Annotated in this window: 15 protein-coding genes; 11 read left to right on the top strand and 4 right to left on the bottom strand. The window is 58.4% G+C overall.

Features of this window, described 5'->3' with window-relative positions; all coding sequences use genetic code 11:
* Position 1 precedes the first annotated feature (1 nt).
* Positions 2-883 carry an SDR family oxidoreductase gene (locus tag L6637_RS25485; protein ID WP_128930000.1) on the bottom strand — a complete coding sequence of 294 codons (882 nt, stop codon included), beginning with the start codon at positions 881-883 and terminating at the stop codon, positions 2-4.
* A complete protein-coding gene (locus L6637_RS25480) occupies positions 880-2,562 on the bottom strand; it encodes an FAD-dependent oxidoreductase (protein ID WP_164933585.1) in 1,683 nt (560 codons plus the stop codon). Before L6637_RS25480 ends, L6637_RS25485 begins: the two co-directional genes overlap by 4 nt.
* 440 nt (positions 2,563-3,002) lie before the next feature.
* Between L6637_RS25480 and L6637_RS25475 the strand changes: the two genes are divergently transcribed.
* The 4 genes from L6637_RS25475 (at position 3,003) to L6637_RS25460 (ending at position 7,889) form a co-directional block, all read left to right on the top strand.
* Positions 3,003-3,650, top strand: coding sequence for a PadR family transcriptional regulator (locus tag L6637_RS25475; protein WP_128929998.1), 648 nt, complete (start codon positions 3,003-3,005; stop codon positions 3,648-3,650).
* Between the two features lie 166 nt (positions 3,651-3,816).
* Positions 3,817-5,157 carry a Na+/H+ antiporter NhaA gene (gene nhaA, locus L6637_RS25470; protein ID WP_128929997.1) on the top strand — a complete coding sequence of 447 codons (1,341 nt, stop codon included), beginning with the start codon at positions 3,817-3,819 and terminating at the stop codon, positions 5,155-5,157.
* Between the two features lie 312 nt (positions 5,158-5,469).
* Positions 5,470-6,474: an IclR family transcriptional regulator gene (locus tag L6637_RS25465; RefSeq protein WP_128929996.1), complete on the top strand. Its 1,005-nt coding sequence runs from the start codon at positions 5,470-5,472 to the stop codon at positions 6,472-6,474.
* A 458-nt stretch (positions 6,475-6,932) separates the two neighbouring features.
* Entirely contained in the window at positions 6,933-7,889 is a 957-nt protein-coding gene (locus tag L6637_RS25460) for a fumarylacetoacetate hydrolase family protein (RefSeq protein WP_164933584.1), read from the top strand.
* 233 nt (positions 7,890-8,122) lie between these two features.
* On the opposite strand, the gene L6637_RS25455 is transcribed toward L6637_RS25460, so the two are convergent.
* A complete protein-coding gene (locus L6637_RS25455) occupies positions 8,123-8,866 on the bottom strand; it encodes an SDR family NAD(P)-dependent oxidoreductase (RefSeq protein ID WP_128929994.1) in 744 nt (247 codons plus the stop codon).
* 495 nt (positions 8,867-9,361) lie between these two features.
* Between L6637_RS25455 and L6637_RS25450 the strand changes: the two genes are divergently transcribed.
* From L6637_RS25450 to leuD, 5 genes are all read left to right on the top strand, one after another.
* Positions 9,362-11,473, top strand: coding sequence for an FAD-dependent monooxygenase (locus L6637_RS25450; protein WP_164933583.1), 2,112 nt, complete (start codon positions 9,362-9,364; stop codon positions 11,471-11,473).
* 63 nt (positions 11,474-11,536) lie between these two features.
* On the top strand, positions 11,537-12,445 hold the full coding sequence (locus tag L6637_RS25445) for a fumarylacetoacetate hydrolase family protein (RefSeq protein ID WP_128929992.1): 909 nt from the start codon (positions 11,537-11,539) through the stop codon (positions 12,443-12,445).
* Positions 12,446-12,541: 96 nt separating this feature from the next.
* Positions 12,542-13,612 (top strand): cupin domain-containing protein, encoded by a 1,071-nt coding sequence (locus L6637_RS25440; RefSeq protein WP_128929991.1) that lies wholly within the window; start codon positions 12,542-12,544, stop codon positions 13,610-13,612.
* 316 nt (positions 13,613-13,928) lie between these two features.
* Positions 13,929-15,338 (top strand): 3-isopropylmalate dehydratase large subunit, encoded by a 1,410-nt coding sequence (gene leuC, locus L6637_RS25435; RefSeq protein ID WP_128929990.1) that lies wholly within the window; start codon positions 13,929-13,931, stop codon positions 15,336-15,338.
* 17 nt (positions 15,339-15,355) lie between these two features.
* Positions 15,356-15,988, top strand: a complete 633-nt coding sequence (leuD, locus tag L6637_RS25430) for a 3-isopropylmalate dehydratase small subunit (protein ID WP_128929989.1) — start codon at positions 15,356-15,358, stop codon at positions 15,986-15,988.
* Positions 15,989-16,026: 38 nt separating this feature from the next.
* Here leuD and L6637_RS25425 read toward each other — a convergent pair whose 3' ends face one another.
* Entirely contained in the window at positions 16,027-16,851 is an 825-nt protein-coding gene (locus L6637_RS25425) for an SDR family NAD(P)-dependent oxidoreductase (RefSeq protein WP_128929988.1), read from the bottom strand.
* Positions 16,852-17,445: 594 nt separating this feature from the next.
* On the opposite strand from L6637_RS25425, the gene L6637_RS25420 reads away from it, so the two are divergent.
* Both L6637_RS25420 and L6637_RS25415 read left to right on the top strand, forming a co-directional pair.
* On the top strand, positions 17,446-18,348 hold the full coding sequence (locus L6637_RS25420) for an isocitrate lyase/PEP mutase family protein (protein WP_128929987.1): 903 nt from the start codon (positions 17,446-17,448) through the stop codon (positions 18,346-18,348).
* Positions 18,349-18,420: 72 nt separating this feature from the next.
* Complete coding sequence (locus tag L6637_RS25415; RefSeq protein WP_128955134.1) at positions 18,421-19,200, top strand: SDR family NAD(P)-dependent oxidoreductase; 780 nt, start codon at positions 18,421-18,423, stop codon at positions 19,198-19,200.
* Positions 19,201-19,210: the final 10 nt, after the last annotated feature.

The following is a 19,210-nucleotide window of genomic DNA, read 5'->3' as shown; positions in this document are numbered from 1 at the left end:
ATTAGCTCCGTGCGGTATCGATAGCGGAGCTGATCTGCACGCCGGGTGGGGCCGGCAAGTCGCCCGGAACGAACATGTCTCCCATCAAAGGCAGCGCCGGATCCACGCTATAATGCGTAAACTCGCGCACCCCCTCGTCATAGAGCACCGTGTCGTCAATCAGAAAGTTGCCCGTGAAGGCGCGCGCAGGCTTTGAGAGGATGGCATGGGCTGCGTCGGCCATGCTCTCCGGCTTGCGGCAATGACGCATTCCGTTCTCTCCGAGCAATGCAAATTGGATGGCAGCCGTCGCAATGGCGGTTCGGGGCCAGAGAGCATTGACAGCAATACCGCGATCGGCAAATTCCGCGCTCATGCCGAGCACGCACATGCTCATGCCGAACTTCGCCATGGTGTAGGCGGTGTGCGGCGCGAACCACTTGGGCGTCATGTCAAGCGGCGGAGATATCATCAAGACATGCGGATTAGCTGCCTTCATCAGGTGCGGAAGGCATGCCTTGGTAGTGATGAAGGTCCCGCGTGCGTTGACTTGAGCCATCAAGTCGAAGCGCCGGATATCCGTTTGTAGGGTGCCGGCCAGATGGATCGCTGATGCATTATTGATGCAAATGTCGATGCCGCCGAACGTCTTTGCCGCTTGGGCAACGCCGGCCTCGACGGAGGATTCATCACGGACGTCGACGGCCAGCGGCAACGCCCTGCCCCCAGCTCGCTCGATGGCTTCGGCGGCAGAATAGATCGTGCCGGGAAGATGCCGGTGCGCCTCGACAGTCTTGGCTGCAATTGCAACGTTGGCGCCGTCTTGCGCGGCTCGCAGCGCAATGGCGAGCCCAATGCCTCGGCTTGCGCCGGTAATGAACAGGGTTTTGCCGGTCAGACTCATGAGGCCACGCTGCCCATGCTCAAGGGAAGCGTTCTTAATGCCGACGTGCCCTGCACGCCGCCCGCGCCGCGGATGCGATCAATGAGCCGCGCCGGCTCTTCAGGAATAGCGTCCCCAATCCAGCTGATGTGTCCGTCCGGGCGGACCAAAGCGTAGCGGCGCCCGTAGACGGCGATGGTGTTTGGCTCCGGGATGAGCTGATGACGGATTGGCAGCCCAACCGCGTGCGCCGCACGGGTCAGACCGCCCACAGCAGCACCCACCTCCGATGCGAACTCCAGCAGCACGAACCCACGACCGAATAAGTCTAACGTGGAGTGGCCCGGCGAGAGCCAAACATGAGGTGCGCGGCCGCCGGCCTCGGCTACTTGCACGAAGTTCGCGACATCGGGCTCGGCTCGTTCGAACGATTCAGCGACGACGATCGGCGAATTGCGATAGACCGCCCCAAGATGAATTCCGAACGACCTCCATTCCCGCTGCATGGCCTGCTGGGTATAGGCTCCTGTTGCGCGCCGCGCCGTCTCGCCCGCAGGGCCTTGGTCGAGCAGCATCGGCTCTGGAGGAACCGAGCGCATCGCGGCTAGGTTCGCGGACGCCTGCGACACGTTGCGCATGGCGATCGGGCGCCGCTCTGTGTCGTAGCTTTCCAGGAGTGTGGGGCCGCCCCACCCCTCCAACACAGCTGCGATCTTCCATGACAGATCAACCGCCTCGGCAATGCCCGTATTCATGCCGTATCCGCCGGTCGGAGAGAGCTGATGGGCCGAATCGCCGACGAGGAAGCAGCGCCCGGAGCTGAACTTCGGCGCAGTGATCTCACGACGGGACCACGGCAACCAAGAGAGCACCTCGTAGTCAACATCGGCTCCGATTCCTCGTCGCACAAAAGTGTTGATCTGCGCCTCGCTCCAATTGGGCCAGGTCTCGTCGCCGAGCAGTTGAAGCCGCCAGGTATCGCGCCCGTCTATATTGACGAAGCTTCCCCAAACCCCCTCAGGCCCGACTAACACGTACCGATACGCCCGTTGGGCGAGCGTCTTCTGCGCCAGAGCCGGACACCGAACGAAGATGTTCGTGCTACAACTCAATACCTTGCTGTTTGTCGGACCAAGCGAGAGTCGCTGTGCGACTGTGCTGCTTGCCCCATCGCAGGCGGCAAGGTACTGCGCACGCACGCATAGTGGTTCGCCACCAAGCAGCGGGCGCACGTGAGCGATGACGTGGTCGCCCTTGTCCTCGAATTCCTCTAGGCGGTGCTGATACAGCAACTGGTTGGTCGAGTAGCTCGAAGCTGCGTTCTGGAGTACGGGGTCGAAAAAATTTTGAGGGCATAGCTCGTGCTTTTGCGGGCTAAACGGTGGCGGGACCGCGTGCGCTTTATCAGGGTAGACATCGCGCGCCAGTTCGTGGCCGAGGACCCCCGTCGCATAGACGATGCTGACCGGCAGATCGCGAGGAAACCCGGCCATTTCGATGGCCTCGACAATTCCCCAGCGTCGGCAGAATTCCATAGTGCGAATGCCGACATTGTCCATGCGAGGATGAACCATCCGGGCCGTCGGCCGCTCCTGCTCTATGAGCAGCGCTTCGACACCGCGCCAACCGAGATCGATTGCAAGCGACAAGCCGACCGGCCCTCCGCCGACTATCAAGACGGGCGTATCGATCGTTTCCACGGACATTCCTCCTGAATTGAACTGCTCGCCGGAGACCGTCTGGCCGCACCGGTCAATGGGCTGCGGCGCTAGAGGTGGTGTTTCGGCAGCGACCGAGGCTTTCCAAGAGGCATGCCCCTGCCCTGCATTTTTGAGAATTGGCCGGGCGCGCTGCTCTCCGGAACGTCCCTCTGCGGGCATGCCACTCATTCTTCAGAGGCCCTCGCAATAACCCGAACGCCGGCTGCGCAACGGGGCTTAGTGGGCATTCGACGCCGGGAAGCATCGATTTCCTCCATATGTCATATATTACATATGTGAGTAACAGGCGAATGTGCATATGTCAAATGTTGCCGATGGTAAAAGCTCGCCCTCCAGACTATGCAGGGTCAGGGCAAGGTCACTGAATGCTCCGTAAGAGCGTGATTGTGCTTGGAGATTAGGCGAGCTTGGAACTAGCGATGGCGAAGAAGAAGACGACCGTAAAACGGAAGGCCCCTGCGGCAACTCCTCCAGCAATTCCGACGCTTGGTTATGTCATTCTGACGAGCTTGGCCCACCATCCTCATACCGGTTATGAGCTGACTCAATTGATGGGCCCCCCGCGCAATTACATGTGGGAGGCCAAGCACAGCCAAGTCTATCCGACGCTGCAGCTGCTAGCGGAACACGGCTATGTCACGTTCGAGGACATTGCGCAGGAAAGCAAACCGGACAAGAAGGTCTACGAGGTTACGGAGCGCGGCCTCGAAGCTCTCAAGGAGTGGGCGAGAAAAGGTCCGACCCATGTGCCTGTCCGGGACGAGTTCAGCGTAAAGATGGCGGCATTGCGGTTGCTTCCGCCCAGTGAAGCTGTGGCCGTGCTCAACCGGCAAATCGAGCTCGTTGAAGGAGAGATAGCGGCCATCAACCTACACTTGGTCGATTTTGTTGATCGTTTCCGTTTGCCGGAGCCGGCACAGAGCAATCATCGCCAATTCTGCCTGCTATCTGCCATTCGACTCTCGCGCGACCTGAAGCTGACGGCTATGGAAGCCTATCGAAAATTGGCCGGCGAATTGTCGCGCGCCACTGAGCCAGCCAAGGCATCTAGAGCACAGTCAAAATGAAGACCCTCGGCAGTTTACAGCCATCTGCCGCTGGCCCTTGTTCCAGGGTCTCGTCCCGACGTTGAATTGCCACCATTACCCTGTATAGGGACGCATGGGTGTTCGCTGCATTGGGGCGGCGTCAGGTAACGCGATGGTCGGGCCGCCACGCGGACGATCTGCGCCTATGAACCACGATCCTAAATTCGGCGATCTTCCGACAGCTCAGCGATTGGCAGAACAGGCTGCGAACACACTTAACCGATTTCTGCATATTGAGGCAGTAAGCGGCGCGGTGCTTCTCGTTGCAGCAGCCGCGGCCTTGATCTGGGCGAATTCGACCGCGGCCCCGAGTTACCACCTCTTTTGGACTCTCCCTGTCACCATTGGCCTTGGTGAGTACGTCTTTTCCCAGTCGCTGCATTTCTGGGTGAATGACGCATTGATGACCGTCTTCTTCCTTGTTGTGGGCATGGAGATTCGGCGGGAGGTTCATGAGGGCGCACTGAGCCGCTTTGACCAGGCCGTTCTGCCGCTGATTGCTTCGGCCGGTGGCGTCCTCGTTCCCGCGCTTATCTATCTAAGCCTCAACAATGATGCTGCTCGGGGACACGGCTGGGCCGTGCCGACCGCGACGGACATCGCCTTTGCTGTTGGCGTCCTCGCCCTGCTTGGACGAAGAATCCCGGTCAATGTGCGAGTGTTCCTACTCGCTCTAGCGATCATCGACGACATCATTGCGATTTTGATCATCGCCGTCTTTTACACCGAAACTCTGCAATTAGGCGGCCTTGCTATCGCAGCCGTTGGCGTTCTCGGGGTCTTGGGATTCCAGCGGATGGGGATCGGTGCGGCATCGCCATATGTGGTGCCAGGTTTGTTGGTTTGGGTCGGATTGTTCGTTGCCGGGGTCCACCCAACACTTGCTGGAGTGGTGCTCGGGTTGATGACTCCGGCTCGCCCCATAGCGATGCGAGAACCTCCGCTGGAGGTGGCGTCGCAAGCGCTCGGACAGTTGAAAACTGGCGATGCGATGAAAACAGGAGATCTGCATTTGTTGCAGCAGCCGTTGCGCGACCTTCGCATAGCTCACCGTGAGATTTTGCCGCCCGCGTCGCGCGTGCAGATGGTACTTCATCCGTGGGTAGCTTACGGAGTGATGCCAATGTTTGCGCTGGCGAATTCGGGGGTCAGCATAAAGGGCGCGGATCTACCCGCTGCCGGCCTGCTGGTGACGATGGGCACCGCACTTGCTTTGATAGTGGGAAAGCCGCTTGGCATTTTCGGAGCGGCCTGGATCGCCGTACGATCGGGGTTCTGCTGCCTTGCTCCCGGGGTTTCTTGGGGCGGCGTCTTTCTCGTCGGACTGCTAGCGGGCATCGGCTTCACCATGTCCATCTTCATCTCGATGCTGGCCTTCTCCAGTGAAGGTTTTTTAAGGGCAGCAAAATTGGGCGTGTTGTTGGGCTCGGCCATAGCCGTGACGCTCGGCCTTGGCTGGGGCGCCTTCTACGTGCGACGTTCGTGACGTCGGTTCGTGTCCTTCCAGGCTCGGCACGGCCCGCGATATCGTCGCTGTCACGATCATCGGTCCGGTTTGTTGATCCGACGTAGCCTAGCAAAACCTGCCACCGCGCAGGGCGACATCGGCTCTTTTGCGCTTCCAGATCGGCTACTCCAGCAGAGGAGCTACCAAAGTTTGCGCTCTCACACGGCCATTCAGCCGGCAGTAATCTTGATAGGCTGCCCAGTTGTGCCTGGCGCTTGAAACAGCCCAGCGGCCGGTTAGTTTCTCTCGGGCTTTTAGCCACTCGCTCCCCAAGTCTCAACCGACCGCCGCTTGAAGCACGGCACGGAACCGAATAACGATCTTGATCCGAACCACGGCGCAGCCACCGCTATCAAAGACATGGCCCGAAAAAAGAACCTCCGCTCGGATCCGAAAAAAGCTAAGGGCCTTCCAGCTGGCGGCAGGCTCCGGTCAAAGGGAATGCCGCTGCGTGAACGGGAGGACGGGGAAGAGGCCGGCAACGGCATCCGTGCCATGCTCGTTGGTCTATCAATGCTACAGGCGATCGCGAAGGAGCGCCGGCCGCTTCCGCTTAAGGATGTTGCCACCGTCAGCGGACTCAGCCCGAGCCGGGCTCATAGGTATTTGTCAAGCCTGCTCGCGGCGGGCTTTATGGAGCAGGACGTCAGATCAGGCCATTACGCTTTGGGGCAAGCCGTTGTCGAATTAGGATTGGTTGCCCTCGGTCAATTGGATCACATTCGGATCGGCGTGGATGCGCTCGTCGCCTTCAGTGAGGAGACCGGCTTTGACGGACATCTCTCCGTTTGGGGCTCATTTGGTCCGACGGTGGTGCGTTGGCAATCCGGACGCTTGGGCTATCATTTCCGGATCGACGAAGGCCGCGTGCTCCCGCTCTTATGGTCGGCAACCGGGCGCGTGCTCATGGCCTATCGCGAGGGAGGGGAAATTGCCCCGCTGGTGAAGCAAGAGCTTGCCGTGTGGAATCGCGAGAACCCCGAACAGCAGATTCGGCGCCAGGACGTGACGCGCATGTGTGCGGCGGTTCGCGAGTTCGGTCTCTCAGCATCGGTTCCATCGCAGCAACGCAATGGTCTGCTCGACCCCGTATTTCCCACAGTCATCAGACTAGGATTGGAAACCACAGCAGCGCCGATTTTCGATCATCGCGGCCGTGTGCCAATGGCCCTCACGTTTTTTGGGTCAGTCCATGGTTCGTCCATCAATAGCGAACCTGCACTTCAAAAGAAGCTCCGCGCCGCCGCGCAAGCAGCTTCGCGGCGCCTGGGCGGCCTAGCCGAGCCGCCAACTTAGGAGCATTGGTCTCGCAAGAGCCAGCAGTTGGACGAATGTTGTGGAAGTCCAATCATTGGCTTGCCGCTCGACACGCCGCGCCGCAGCGTCCACATTCGGTCATGGAAGCCAATGGCCGCAGACGAGGTGAAGCCGAGCGCAGGTGGCGGGCTCGCTCCTTCACTCCCCTCCCGTCAGAGACTTGGCCGCGAGCTACGGTCCGGTCGCCTTTCCGAGGCCGCTCTCCTTACCGTCATGCAAGCCCCGACCTGCCATGCTTTACATCAGAGTATTCGGTGCTTCGCTGTGCAATTCGAGTAAAAAATTGCGCTGTTCCAGCGCTTGCAAAATTCCATACTATTTTGATTGGTGGGTTTGACGCCTAGTGACATTGCGTCGGTCGCGACGTGCAGCGTCGGATGCGCCTTGGTTTATGCACCTTAGGCGGCGGCTTTCAGCGGGATGCGAGGAGTACTTCGATGAAACTAGCTTTGTTCAACGAGTTCATACCCGGGGCAATCAAAGAGAATGAAATTGTCGACATCACAAAGCCGGTTTCCGCGCTCGCGAAATGCGGGCCTCAATACCTGATGGAAGGTCTGATGACTAACTGGGCGACCTACCGGCCGCTCTTGGAGGATTACGTGTCGCGCACGAAGGGCCGCCCAGTCTCCGAAGTGCGGCTGAGAGCGCCGCTGCCGCGACCATCTAAAATTCTGTGCGCCGCAGCGAACTATAAAGAGGGGATCGAAGGCAATATCAGCGATCTTGAGTTCTTTCACAAATCGCCATCTGCGATCATTGGCGATGGCGACACAATGATTCTTCCTAAGGTCGAAGTGACCATCGTCCATCACGAATTGGAACTAGGCGTGGTCATAGGCAAGACCTGCAAGGACGTCTCGGAGAGCGAAGCGTTGGATTATGTTTTTGGATACACGATCGTTCAAGACGGGTCCGCACGCGGCATATTGTCGAACGGTCAGATGTCATTTTTCACGCAAAAGAATTGGGATACGTTTGCGCCTCTTGGTCCCTTGGTCGTGACAAAGGATGAAGTGCGGGACCCTCACGATCTGCAGGTCCGGCTTTGGGCCAACGGCGAGCTACGGCAGGACTACCACACAAGTGACATGGCCCATCGAATCCCGGCGCTCATTCACAAGGCCTCGATGTTCAATACGTTCTTCCCAGGCGATATAATCGCGACAGGCTGCAACCGTCAGGGTTTAGGTCCGATGCAGCATGGCGATACCATCGTTCAGGAAATAACGGGGCTCGGTCGGCTGACGACGTTAGTGGAGGACCCTCTCAAGCGCAGCTGGCCATACGGCGTCGATGCCGAGTTTGCAGACTTCGTGAAGAAGCCGCGCACCCAGCGTGGCGCTCTGGGGCCGCCGCGGATCGTCCCCGCGAATTCGCGGCTGCCGACCTAGTTCAAGCGGTCCGACCCGCGGTTCGCACTGTCAGATCTTTCAAAAGGGCTGAGCGGGCTTGGCAGCGCGCCATGCCTGCTCTGTCGACACCGAGCCATCGCGGGCCTGTCTAGGCCCGATCTCATCTGCAAATTAGGCTGGTCGCCTTATCCAAGCGTGCCAGCCTTAGCCTAGCCGTCATGATCCAGTGTCGACTGGACAGGTGACAAGTTCCGTTCGGTAGGACCTCCCTATCACTGATAGGCCCGACCTCCGTCGCAGACATAGTTGCTGCCTGTGATGTACTGAGCCTCCGAACTGACCAGGAACAGCAAGAGATTTGCTATTTCTAGGGGAATTGCCAGCCGCCTCAGCGCGTACCTCGCCAGAAAAGCGTCTTGTTGCGAGGCTGACTTTCCGGCCAAAAATCGGTCCATCATCTCAGTATCGACGGCCCCCGGGCAGACGCAGTTCACTCGTATATCGGGCGCCAACTGGGCAGCAAGTGTCTTGGTAAATTGGATGACGCCGGCCTTTGCGGCTCCGTACGCCGCGCTGCTTACACCGGGTCGTATACCTGCCAGTGCCGACACGTTGACGATGGCTGCTGCTCGAGTCTTTCGAAGATGTGGCAATGCTGCTCTGCAGACCAGGTAGTGAGACGTAAGGTTGGTGCGAAGACTCGCGTCCCAACGAGCTAAGTCGATATCTTCTAGAACAGCGGCCTCGGCATTGCCGACGCAATTGATGATACCATCGAGACAGCCCATAAGGGCCGCGGCGTCGTTCACCGCGGCAAATGCTTGCGCCTCGTCGGTAAGATCCGCCGCAATAGCGTGTCCTCGCGTCAACCTGGCGACCTCTTTCAAGCAATCGAGCCGCCGTCCGACAACAGTCACCACCGCTCCTTCCTCGGCGCATCGCATGGCGGTGGCATGGCCGATTCCGCTTCCGCCGCCCGAGATCAAAATGTGACGTCCAGCCAGACGGCCAGCCATTATTGTTTAACCTCGCTCGCAGCAGGGTCGCATCGATTGGTGCACGTCGCACTGCTATGTGGCGGCGGTGCGCTTTGAACGGCCCCGCATAGTGGAAAGCTGCACCGAACAGGAGAGATCAGCTGTTTCATAGGTCAGCAAAAGTTGTGTAGCGGCGGGCGTATGCATGCCGCAGGGCTTGAGGGTATCGCCGGAACTTACAATCGGTGCGACTAGCGGAATAGGACAATACTGCGCCGCATACTTGTGCGACGGAAAGAGTTTGGCTTGGGGTTTGCCGCCAGGACTGGGCGCTGCTTGACAAACGACAGAATAGGAAACACGTTTACCAAAATGACAAGGCGGCAGCGCGACGTAGGTCGATGATTGACCGGGCAGTGAGTAGCCCGGAAAGCTCGCCTTAACCCGCAGCGCTCTGGTCGGTTCGACGACTGGTGAGCTTAACCTGCGAATAAAGGATATCGGTCACAGATGTCCAACTACGGGAGGATGGCTATGCGTGCCCTGATTGTCGGAGCCGGAGTGGCCGGACTGGCTACGGCGGTTGCTTTGCGTCGTAACGGCATCGACGTGACCGTCATCGAGCGAGCGGCGGAGTTAAGCGAGGTTGGAGCAGGTGTTGTCCTTGGACCTCATGCTATGCGCGTTCTTGAATCGCTGGGCATTGCGGCGGAGATAAAGCGCTCGGATGAGCCGCCCGAGACGATTACATTTTATGATATGGTGAGCGGTGAGGTACGCAATCGCACCCAACTGGGCGAAGCGGGAGCCAAGCTGTATGGCGCCCCGCTTTACAAGACGCATCGCCGCGATTTGATCGACGCTCTTGCAAGACATTTGGACGGAACGGAGATCCGGCTCAACTGCTCTGTTGTCGATGTGAAGCAAGATGATCGAAGTGTTACCGTCATTCTCGAGAGGGGTGAGGCTGTTCTTGGCGATCTCCTAATCGGAGCCGATGGCCTGCGTTCCAAGGTGCGAAGCGCAATTTTTGGAGAAAGCGAGTCGATATCTACGGGCCTCCTCGCCTGGCGGACCGTTCTACCAACGACGCTTCTCAGCAAAGCGCTAACATTGGATACCAATGTGTGGAGCGGTGCGGGTCGCCACGTGGTTTGCTATCCGATTCGTCGCGGCAAACAGTTTTATGCAGCCTTCTACGTACCTGCCGATGAGATCCATCGTGAGGACTGGGCCACAGCTGGGGATGTCGCGGATTTGCGCGCCTCATTTAAGGACGCCTGCAAAGACGTCCGAGAGATCACTGAGGCTGTAACCGAAGCTTTCATCACGGCGATCAATTATCGTTATCCCCTGCCAGAATGGCATCGCGGGCGAATAGTTCTGATTGGCGACGCGGCCCACCCGGTGCTGCCGACATCCGGCTCCGGTGCGGCGATGGCGCTCGAAGATTCGGTGGCGTTGGCGGCTTGTTTGCACCGGAGCGGGAGCAACTTGGAAGCCGCTTTTTCCGAGTTTCAAGCGCGGCGGAAGCCGCGGACCACTCGGTTGCTTCACCAAAGTCGCGGCGATCTTACGGCATTTCATGAAAAGGCACCCGAGCGTCAGGCGGCTTACGGACGGATGGGGCGGGGCATGCTGAAGCTCGACCAAGCTGGGTATGAGCGGTTTGCGTGGCTCTATGGCTATGATGAAGTCGCCGAATCAAACAAGCCATTCGACCTGTTTAACGCCAGTCCATTGGTGCGGCCGTCGCGGCCGGCCGCCGCCCGCGCGTTCGATCTTTGGTCGAATGCTCTCAAGTTCGAAGATGAAGACTGGATGAGCGAACGGGCTGCTTACGAGCGGTTCATGTCGAGTCTATGTGCGTTGCCAGAGGATGTGTCGGTAGAAACCGTCGACTGCGACGGGGTGCCTGCGTTATGCGTCATTCCCCCCGGCGGGAAAAGTGGTCCTGCCGTTCTTCATCTTCATGGGGGAGGATATGTGTTTGGTTCGGCTAAGAGCTCGGTTTTGCTTGCAGCTGGTCTAGCGCGCGCGATCGGTGGCTGGGCGTTGGTACCCGAGTTCCGACTTGTCCCGGAACATACGCCAATGCAAATGCAGGAGGATGTGCGAGCGGCCTTTGCGTGGCTTTCGCGGCGCGCAGACCCAGTTGCAGTCAGTGGCGAATGCTCGGGCGGTGGTCTTGCTTTAAGTCTCGCCGCAAAGCTCCGTCACGAGAATGTCACTCGGCCCGCCGCCCTTTATCTCCTGTCGCCCTTTGCCGATCTCACGCTGACGGCGGCCAGTATCGACGGCAATAGACGAACCGAGCCCTGGATGACCCGGCGGCGACTACTGACTTTGGCTGGTGCGTTCATCCAAGACCGAGAGCCCGATGATCCCGCCATTTCGCCGCTTCGCGGAAATCTTGCCGGGCTACCACCGATGCGCGTCTTTGCGGCGCGTGGAGAAGCCCTCGCTGACGACGCTCGTGCATTGGTCGCTGCTGCTAAATCGGCGGGCGGAGATGCCGAACTGCACTTGTTCGACGATAGCATTCATAGTTTTGCGCTGTTCGAGTTTCTGCCGGAGACGGACGAGTTCTTTCGCGCGATTCGGCGCCACGCCCACTCCAACACTTACGTCGGGGCGACGCCATAGGGTTAGGGCATAAGCCGGCGGCTTGGCTGCCCTAACCGCTCTATCTGGATAGGAGAGAATAATATGCGGCTCTGTCGTTTCGATGGAAATCAGCTTGGTATCGTGCGAGATGGCGAAATTCTCGTCGTTACCGAGGCGCTGGACGTGCTGCCCAGCCTCAAGTGGCCGTTTCCGCAGCACGACATCATGATCGAGCATTTGGACCGCGTCATCGCCAAGGCACAGGAGCTGGCCGGGCGCGCTCGACGCATTCCCGTGAGCTCGGTTCGGCTTGATAGCCCCGTCGCTAATCCGTCTAAGATCATCGCTGCCCCTGTCAACTATCAGCTCCATCTCGACGAGGGGACGAACAATCAAGAATTGCGGCAGGGCCGATCGGAGGTTCAGACGATCGACAGAGCCGGTCTTTTTTTGAAGGCCAATAGTTCGCTAGTGGGCCCGGGATCGCTGATCAGACTGGGCGATCCGACGCGAAGGCACGACCCCGAAGCCGAGTTGGGTGTTGTTATAGGTCGACGGGGTCGCAACATCCCGCAGGCAGACGCCTTGCAGTATGTCGCTGGGTACGCCGTTGCTGTCGACGCGGTTGTCCGTGGTCCCGAAGAGCGGAGCCTGCGGAAATCAATCGACACCTATTCCGTCTTGGGACCCTGGTTGGTTACGCGAGATGAGATTCCCGATCCCGGGGTTCTTGACCTTTATCTGAGCATAAACGGCAAGGAGAAGCAGCGATCGAATACGCGACACCTCATATGGTCGGTTCCCAAGCTGATCGCGTTCGCGTCCGCCTATTATACACTTCATCCCGGCGACATCATCATGAGCGGCACTCCCGAAGGAGTATCCGAAATTGTACCGGGCGACCGCGTCGTCGTTGGCGTACAGGATATTGGCGAAATGACGCTCCTGATCGAGGCCGGCGATTGGTCGGCGGACGAAATGCTCCGATCACCGCGCATAGCCAAAAATTAGAGGAGGCGCAGTCCTCGTCCTGCAATTTCATGCTAGCCGGCAGGTCTAATCAACCGCAGCGTGGCGGCAAGCTCGAACTAAAGTTGAGGAACCAAAATGTCGAACAGCACGGCTCAGCCAGATCCGAAACATGCCGATCCCACAGCCGAGCGGGCCGATCGTATGAAGCGGCTGAGTATCATTCCCATCTGGAATACCAGCGGGGTCGCCGAAGAGATGGGCTACAAGGCGCGCGGCCATGTATGGCGGTGGCGCGACTTGCACGCTGAGTTCGAGGAAGCTGTTAAGACATCATTGGCCGGGCCGGGCACTGAGCGCCGAATTCTTCTGTTTGAGAATCCCGGGATGCCACGGTCCGCAGCAGCAACGCCTACGCTCAATGGCGCGTTGCAGATGATCCTACCTGGCGAAGTCGCACCGGCGCACCGGCACACCTATTCAGCGCTGCGCTTCATCTTGTCGGGAAGTGGTGCGTTCACGGTCGTCGATGGCACGCGCGCGGATATGCACGAGCTTGATCTTTTGCTCACGCCTGGAGGGTGCTGGCATAGTCACGCGCACAATGGCGGGACGGAGCCAATGGTTTGGTTCGATGCGCTCGATACCCCATTCGTTTCATACATGCGAGCCGATTGTTTCGAGATGCATCCTAGCAAATCCTTAGAACCCTATACCAATACTGTGGGCTCTTACGAAGATATTGGCGCGCTCGGAATGCTACAAGGTCGGACGCGCGCGCAACCGCCGGCCTCGCCCCAGTTGGTGTACAAATGGGCTGCCGCCGAAGCAATGATACAAGCCGGACTGGACCGCGACGATGATGACCCGTACGAGGGTGTCGTTTACGAATACGTAAATCCTATCACGGGTGGGCATGTCATGCCGACAATCGCCTGTCACGTGAACGGATTCCGTAAAGGCTTCCACTCGAAGGCACGACGACGCACATCGAGTAGTCTTTGTGTTGTTGCGAAGGGAAGCGGTGCCACCATTATCGATGGCGTCAAGCACGAATGGTCAGAGCGCGATGTGATCGCAGAGCCGGCTTGGTCGTGGTGCGAATATATTGCGTATGAGAAATCGATTCTGTTCCGGACAAGCGATCAGCCTATATTGGAACCTTTCGGTTTGGCTCGCCAAGAAGATCATCCGAACGGACGTCAATAGGCAGCTTTCGCCTCTTGCAATCGTTGTGCCCGGCGTAGTTGTTTGCGCAGGCAATACCCGTTGGCTCGCTCCGCGTTTCCAGAAAGTTGCTCTTGTAGATAGCGCAGGCCTGATGCAGGCCGATCGTTCTATTTTGCGTGGACCGCGAGTACTTAAGCGCATCTGACGCACAGCATCGATTTGCTAGCCGGGCAAAAGGGGTGTTTGCAATTTTCTCCTATTGGGCAATGTCCGAGGTTCTTAACTTCCCAAAGCTCGTGTACGGCTCGCTCACCTCGTGAGAATTCAAGCCCCTTGGGACAAGTCGATTAGCGCCATGGCAAACAGCGAAACTCTGTTCGACAAGATCTGGCTGTCGCATGTTATCCGGGAGATTGAAGATGGCGTGTTTCTTCTTCATGTGGACCGGCACATGGTTCATGAATGCACATCGGCTGCCGCCTTCGAGGGCTTGAAGCGTGCTGGCCGCAAGACCCGTAATCCCGAACTGACCTATGCTGTTGTCGATCACATCCTTTCCACGGCGAAAGGTCGTACGGGAGAGACGTTCGCTGGTGGTCGGGAATTCGTGCAGCTGTTACGTGAAAATTGTCAGGCTCATAAGATTGAACTCATTGATGTTGACGATCCTCGGCAAGGCATTGTCCATGTAATCGCACCTGAGCTCGGCATCGTCTTGCCCGGCACAACACTGGTATGCGGCGACAGCCATACGGCAACGTGTGGAGGACTTGGTTGTTGGGCTTGGGGCATTGGCACCAGCGAGGTGGAGCATGTGCTCGCGACCCAGACAATCGTCCAGCGGCGGCCGAAACGCATGCGTATCAATTTCGAAGGCAAGCTCAACCGAGGGGTATACGCCAAGGATCTCATTTTGAGATTGATTGGTCAGATCGGCGTTGCGGCGGGACGTGGCTACGCTGTGGAATATGCCGGCAGCGTCATACGGTCTTTGTCGATAGAAGAACGCCAAACCATCTGCAATATGTCGATCGAGTTCGGTGCGAGAGCTGGACTTATAGCTGCCGATGACGTCACATTCGAATATCTCCACGATCTGCCTTATTCGCCCAAGGGAGAAATGTGGGAACAGTCATTGGCTTACTGGCGTTCGCTCCCGACCGACCCAGAAGCGGTTTTCGATCGAGAGGTCGATGTTGATTGCACGAGCATCGGCCCGCAGGTCACCTGGGGGACGACCCCCGAGGATGTTGGCAGCGTCAGCGATCCGATTCCTGATCCCGCGGCGGTTAACGACCTTGCGCGTCGCGCCGCAATGGACCGTTCGCTGACTTATCTCGGTCTTGAGGCCGGTCAGTCTCTCGAAGGGCTCACCGTCGACGTGGCGTTTATCGGTTCATGCACCAACAGCCGCCTTTCCGATATAGAGGCTGCCGCCGAAGTCGTGCGGGGGCGCAAGGTCGCTTCGCATGTACGCGCGCTTGTGGTACCCGGCTCAGCGCAGGTTAAACATGCCGCTGAATCTCTGGGGCTCGACAAAGTCTTCCTGGAAGCTGGGTTTGAGTGGCGGGAGGCCGGATGTTCCATGTGCGTCGCCATCAATGATGACTTTGTAGGACCCGGTAAGCGTTGCATCTCTACGTCGAACCGCAATTTCGAGGGGCGCCAAGGCCAAAAGAGTCGCACCCACCTAGCCAGTCCCGCCTCGGTGGCCGCCGCTGCGATTGCCGGGGCGGTAACGGACGTCAGAAGGTACTTAACCTAGGCCGCCGGAGAATTCGTATGGAGAAATACACACGTGTCGAGGGTGTCGCGGCCAGTTTCCCGCGCCCTAACATCGATACAGACGCGATCATTTCGGTCGCTTGGCAACGCAGCTTGAAGAGCAATCCGGGGGAAGGCCTGTTTGCGATCTGGCGGTATGATCTGCAAGGCCAAGAGGTGCCGGACTTTATCTTGAACCGCGCCCCCTTTCGCAAGAGCAAAGTTATTGTTGCGGGAGCCAATTTTGGTTGTGGCAGCTCCCGCGAGTTCGCGGTTTGGGCCCTGGTACGGTTCGGTATTCGCTGCGTGATTGCACCCACCTTTGGCGACATTTTTTACGAAAACTCGTTCAAGAACGGGCTGCTACTCGTCACGTTACCGCAGGCAGAGGTTGATGAGATCCATCACCACCTGGCGACCACGAACGATCCGACGATGTCGGTGGATCTCGAAAGCTGCACCATCGAATTACCGAACGACAGGACAATCGCTTTTAACATTCCAACTGCCCGTCGCGCAACGCTGCTAGAGGGCCTCGACGAGATTGGTCAAACGCTAAGATTCGTCGCCGACATTGAGGACTTCCAGCAGAAGAGCCGAGCGTGCCAGCCCTGGTTATACGCGCGACCTGAACCTCGGCATTCTCCCTGAGTGGGGCCGACGAACCAGAGTTGCGCGGTTAGGCGAATCTAAAGCGTTTTTGTCAGACCTGCATCCGCATCGATAGCAGCCCCTTGCAGGAGACGACCGCGATCTGACAAGACAAATCTAACCAGCGCCGCGATATCCTCAGGCTCGCCGATTCGCGCAATGCGCAACTCGCGGCTGAGCTGATATTCCATTTCGGCAGGGTCGATGCGTCGTTCGCGGCTCTCCAGCGTCAGGCGCTTTGTCAATCTGTCTGTCCTCACCAAGCCGGGATTGATACAATTGACCCTCACGCCGTCCCTAATGCCAAGCTCGGCGAGGAATTTGCTGAAACTATTGAGTGCGGCATTCACTGGCGAACCGATAGCGAAATAGATGTCGGGTGTTCGGCCGCCTGCACCGGCGATATTCACGACGGATCCACTCGTCTGAACAAGTGTAGGCCAGGCCGCCCGACAGAGGCGCATTGCACCAAAGAATTTTAGGCCGAAACCATCCTCCCAATCACTATCGGGCAGCTCCAGGAAGTGCCCCCGCGTGGTCGCACCGGCGTTGTTGACAAGAATATCAATCTTCTGAAAAGCGGCCAAGGCCCGGTCGATCGTCCAGGAAACGGTTTCCACGTTTCGCAGGTCGCCAGCAACGACCTCTACCCTTGTTCCAAATGATCGTGCGCGTTCGGCAACGCTGTTGAGCATGGCCTCATCCCGGGCGACGATAACGGAATCGACGCCTGCTTGCGCGAGCTCGAGCGCAATGGCAGCACCGATGCCTCGGCTTGCGCCCGTTACGATCGCAACCTTGCCCCGGAGGGACGCATCTTCGCCTCCCGCCAGGCGAGGCTCCTGTTTGGTGTGTCCTGTCATCGTGGAAGTCTCCGTGTCTGGTCGATTGAATGGGATTGTTGACAGAACCGGCCACACGCATCGGGACGCAACATTAGTCTGAGCTGCCCAGATGTGTGCCTTGCGAGCTCGGTTGAGTAAAAGGCCAGGCTCGACCGGCCTTGGCGCCTGTCGAGATCTACTCCATGTCGTCACGTCGGACACTGACCCAGCGAACCAAGAGACCACGCGCTTGGCTGAGTGCACTATGGCATGGCGCACCCTTTGGCTAGCTAAGGTGGCCACTCGTCATGCGACCTCGTCCATGAAAGAAGAGTGCGACGTTCTCCTCTGGCTTGAGCAGTACTAGCCCTGAGGCCCGCCGTGTCGCCACAGGATTTTGCGCGAGTACAGGGTTTTAGGCGCTGATCCGCTAGCAAGAAATTGCAATGCTATCGGGGCAGCCCATCGTGCAATTTTCTCCTAGTGATGCCGGCGCCTGTCGGTTGATAGTACACGTGCTTTATGAAACGTGCTGAGTCCAACGATGGTCTTCTGCACTGGAGCGACCTTCACTAACCGCTTTCACGGTTGTCGGACTCGCGTCGTTGCCGTACTCGCATCATTGGGTGTCTTTTGAAAGCTCGTATTCCTCTGCGCAAGGTCATGGAAGCCGGACGACCGCTCGTCCTTCCGGTTGCTCAAGATGCTTTTGCCGCCCGGCTGATAGGGCGGGCTGGGTTCAAAGCGTTTGCAATTGGTGGGTCGGCAATGCTTGCTGCCCGTTACGGGTTGCCGGACCTAGGCATTGCGGCGCTTGGCGAGATGGTCGCCGGTATTCAGGATATTGCGGCGGCCTCCGATCTACCCTTCATCACCGATGGCGATGACGGCTACGGTGACATCAAGAGCGTTGTTCGCATGATCCGCGCGTACGAGGCGCTTGGTGTTGGCGCCGTGATCCTGGAGGACCAGGCTCGCCCGAGCAAGCAACCCGGCGATAATCCTGCTCCTGCTGTTGTCGCGATGGCAGAATTCGAAACAAAGCTTCGGGCAGCTGTTGATGCCCGCAGTTCAGGCGACATGTTGATTATCGCCCGCACGGACTCCTTAACAACGCTTGGCCTAGATGGCGCCCTAAAGCGAGCGGAGCGCAGCTTAGCCGCGGGCGCGGATGGTGTATTTATTCCAGGATTGAAAGCACATGACGATCTCGTGACGGTTGGGAGTGCCTTCCGGGGGAAACACCAGCTGCTTGCCCTAACTGAAGATGGGAAAGCGCAACTGCCGCGGGCACAAGATCTCTTTGTGATGGGCTACGATCTTATCGCTTATCCGAGTTATTTGATGCTGCGGACCACAGAAGCGATGGCGAGCGCGCTCGCAGGGTTGTTGTTGTCCACGGCCGACGGGTCCCCTCTCCCGGCACTGGCCGATTTTCCGGCGGCTCGCGCGGCCTTTGCTGAGGCGGTCGGACTTCGAGACTGGCAGGCGCTCGACAAAGTTGCCCGGTCCCAGGCCTCTGCGCCCGCCACGTAACTCGTCCGCGGTTCCGCATTTTCGGACTGCTGCGATGGAAATCTCGGTGCTAGAGCAAGCAAGGATAGTTTAGTGCAGATTTCGCTGAAAAGCCGAACCGCAATCGTAACGGGCGGAAGCCGAGGCATTGGCCGAGCGATAGCTCTGGCGTTCGCCGAGGCCGGCGCTTCTGTTGCAATTCTCGCCCGAGATAAACAACAAGTGAGTGATACCGCCGACCAGATAAGTAGCACAACCGGTCAGCGCGTGATTGGAATCTCATGTGATCTCGGAAACAAATTGCAGATTGACCAGGCCTGGTCGAGGCTCTCCCCCGACTTCAGTCATGTTGACGTCCTCGTTAACAACGCAGGCAACGCTGCCCACGAGCCAATATCGGGAGTTGAGTGGGACGCACTCCAGTCCGATTTCATGCTGAAAGTCGGAGGGGCACTTTACTTAACTCAGCGTTGCCTCTCTGGAATGCGAGCAAGACGCTGGGGACGAGTTGTCAATATTCTCAGCATTGCGGCAAAGGCCGGTACCGGCGCCGCTCCGTCGGCGCTGAGCCGGGCGGCCGGCCTATCCATGACGAAGCTGCTGGCTAACGAATGCGCGCCGGATAACGTCCTTATCAACGCCATCTGCCTTGGATCGATCGAAACCGACCAGTGGAAACGAATGCACCGGTCCACCGCACCGCAAGCGAGCTACGAAGACTTCGTTTTGCAGAAAGGAAAGAGCGTGCGTCTCGGTCGGCTTGGAACTGTGACCGAGGTTGCGAATGTGGCCTGCTTTCTAGCCTCGGACCTAGCCTCGTTCGTAACGGGAACAGCCATTAATGTCGATGGAGGCAATTGTCCCGTACCGTAACCTCGGCACT

The sequence above is a fragment of the Bradyrhizobium zhengyangense genome (assembly GCF_022012435.1).
GTDB classification, from domain to species: Bacteria; Pseudomonadota; Alphaproteobacteria; order Rhizobiales; family Xanthobacteraceae; genus Bradyrhizobium; species Bradyrhizobium zhengyangense.
This window is presented reverse-complemented; position numbering and strand designations above follow the sequence as displayed.

What these genes read in the sequence shown, in the direction of transcription:
- L6637_RS25460 (WP_164933584.1), top strand. Translation starts at nt 6,933, where the DNA reads ATGAAACTAGCTTTGTTCAACGAGTTCATACCCGGGGCAATCAAAGAG.
- L6637_RS25450 (WP_164933583.1), top strand. Translation starts at nt 9,362, where the DNA reads ATGCGTGCCCTGATTGTCGGAGCCGGAGTGGCCGGACTGGCTACGGCG.
- L6637_RS25445 (WP_128929992.1), top strand. Translation starts at nt 11,537, where the DNA reads ATGCGGCTCTGTCGTTTCGATGGAAATCAGCTTGGTATCGTGCGAGAT.
- L6637_RS25425 (WP_128929988.1), bottom strand. Translation starts at nt 16,851, where the DNA reads ATGACAGGACACACCAAACAGGAGCCTCGCCTGGCGGGAGGCGAAGAT.
- L6637_RS25475 (WP_128929998.1), top strand. Translation starts at nt 3,003, where the DNA reads ATGGCGAAGAAGAAGACGACCGTAAAACGGAAGGCCCCTGCGGCAACT.
- leuC (WP_128929990.1), top strand. Translation starts at nt 13,929, where the DNA reads ATGGCAAACAGCGAAACTCTGTTCGACAAGATCTGGCTGTCGCATGTT.
- L6637_RS25440 (WP_128929991.1), top strand. Translation starts at nt 12,542, where the DNA reads ATGTCGAACAGCACGGCTCAGCCAGATCCGAAACATGCCGATCCCACA.
- L6637_RS25485 (WP_128930000.1), bottom strand. Translation starts at nt 883, where the DNA reads ATGAGTCTGACCGGCAAAACCCTGTTCATTACCGGCGCAAGCCGAGGC.
- leuD (WP_128929989.1), top strand. Translation starts at nt 15,356, where the DNA reads ATGGAGAAATACACACGTGTCGAGGGTGTCGCGGCCAGTTTCCCGCGC.
- nhaA (WP_128929997.1), top strand. Translation starts at nt 3,817, where the DNA reads ATGAACCACGATCCTAAATTCGGCGATCTTCCGACAGCTCAGCGATTG.
- L6637_RS25455 (WP_128929994.1), bottom strand. Translation starts at nt 8,866, where the DNA reads ATGGCTGGCCGTCTGGCTGGACGTCACATTTTGATCTCGGGCGGCGGA.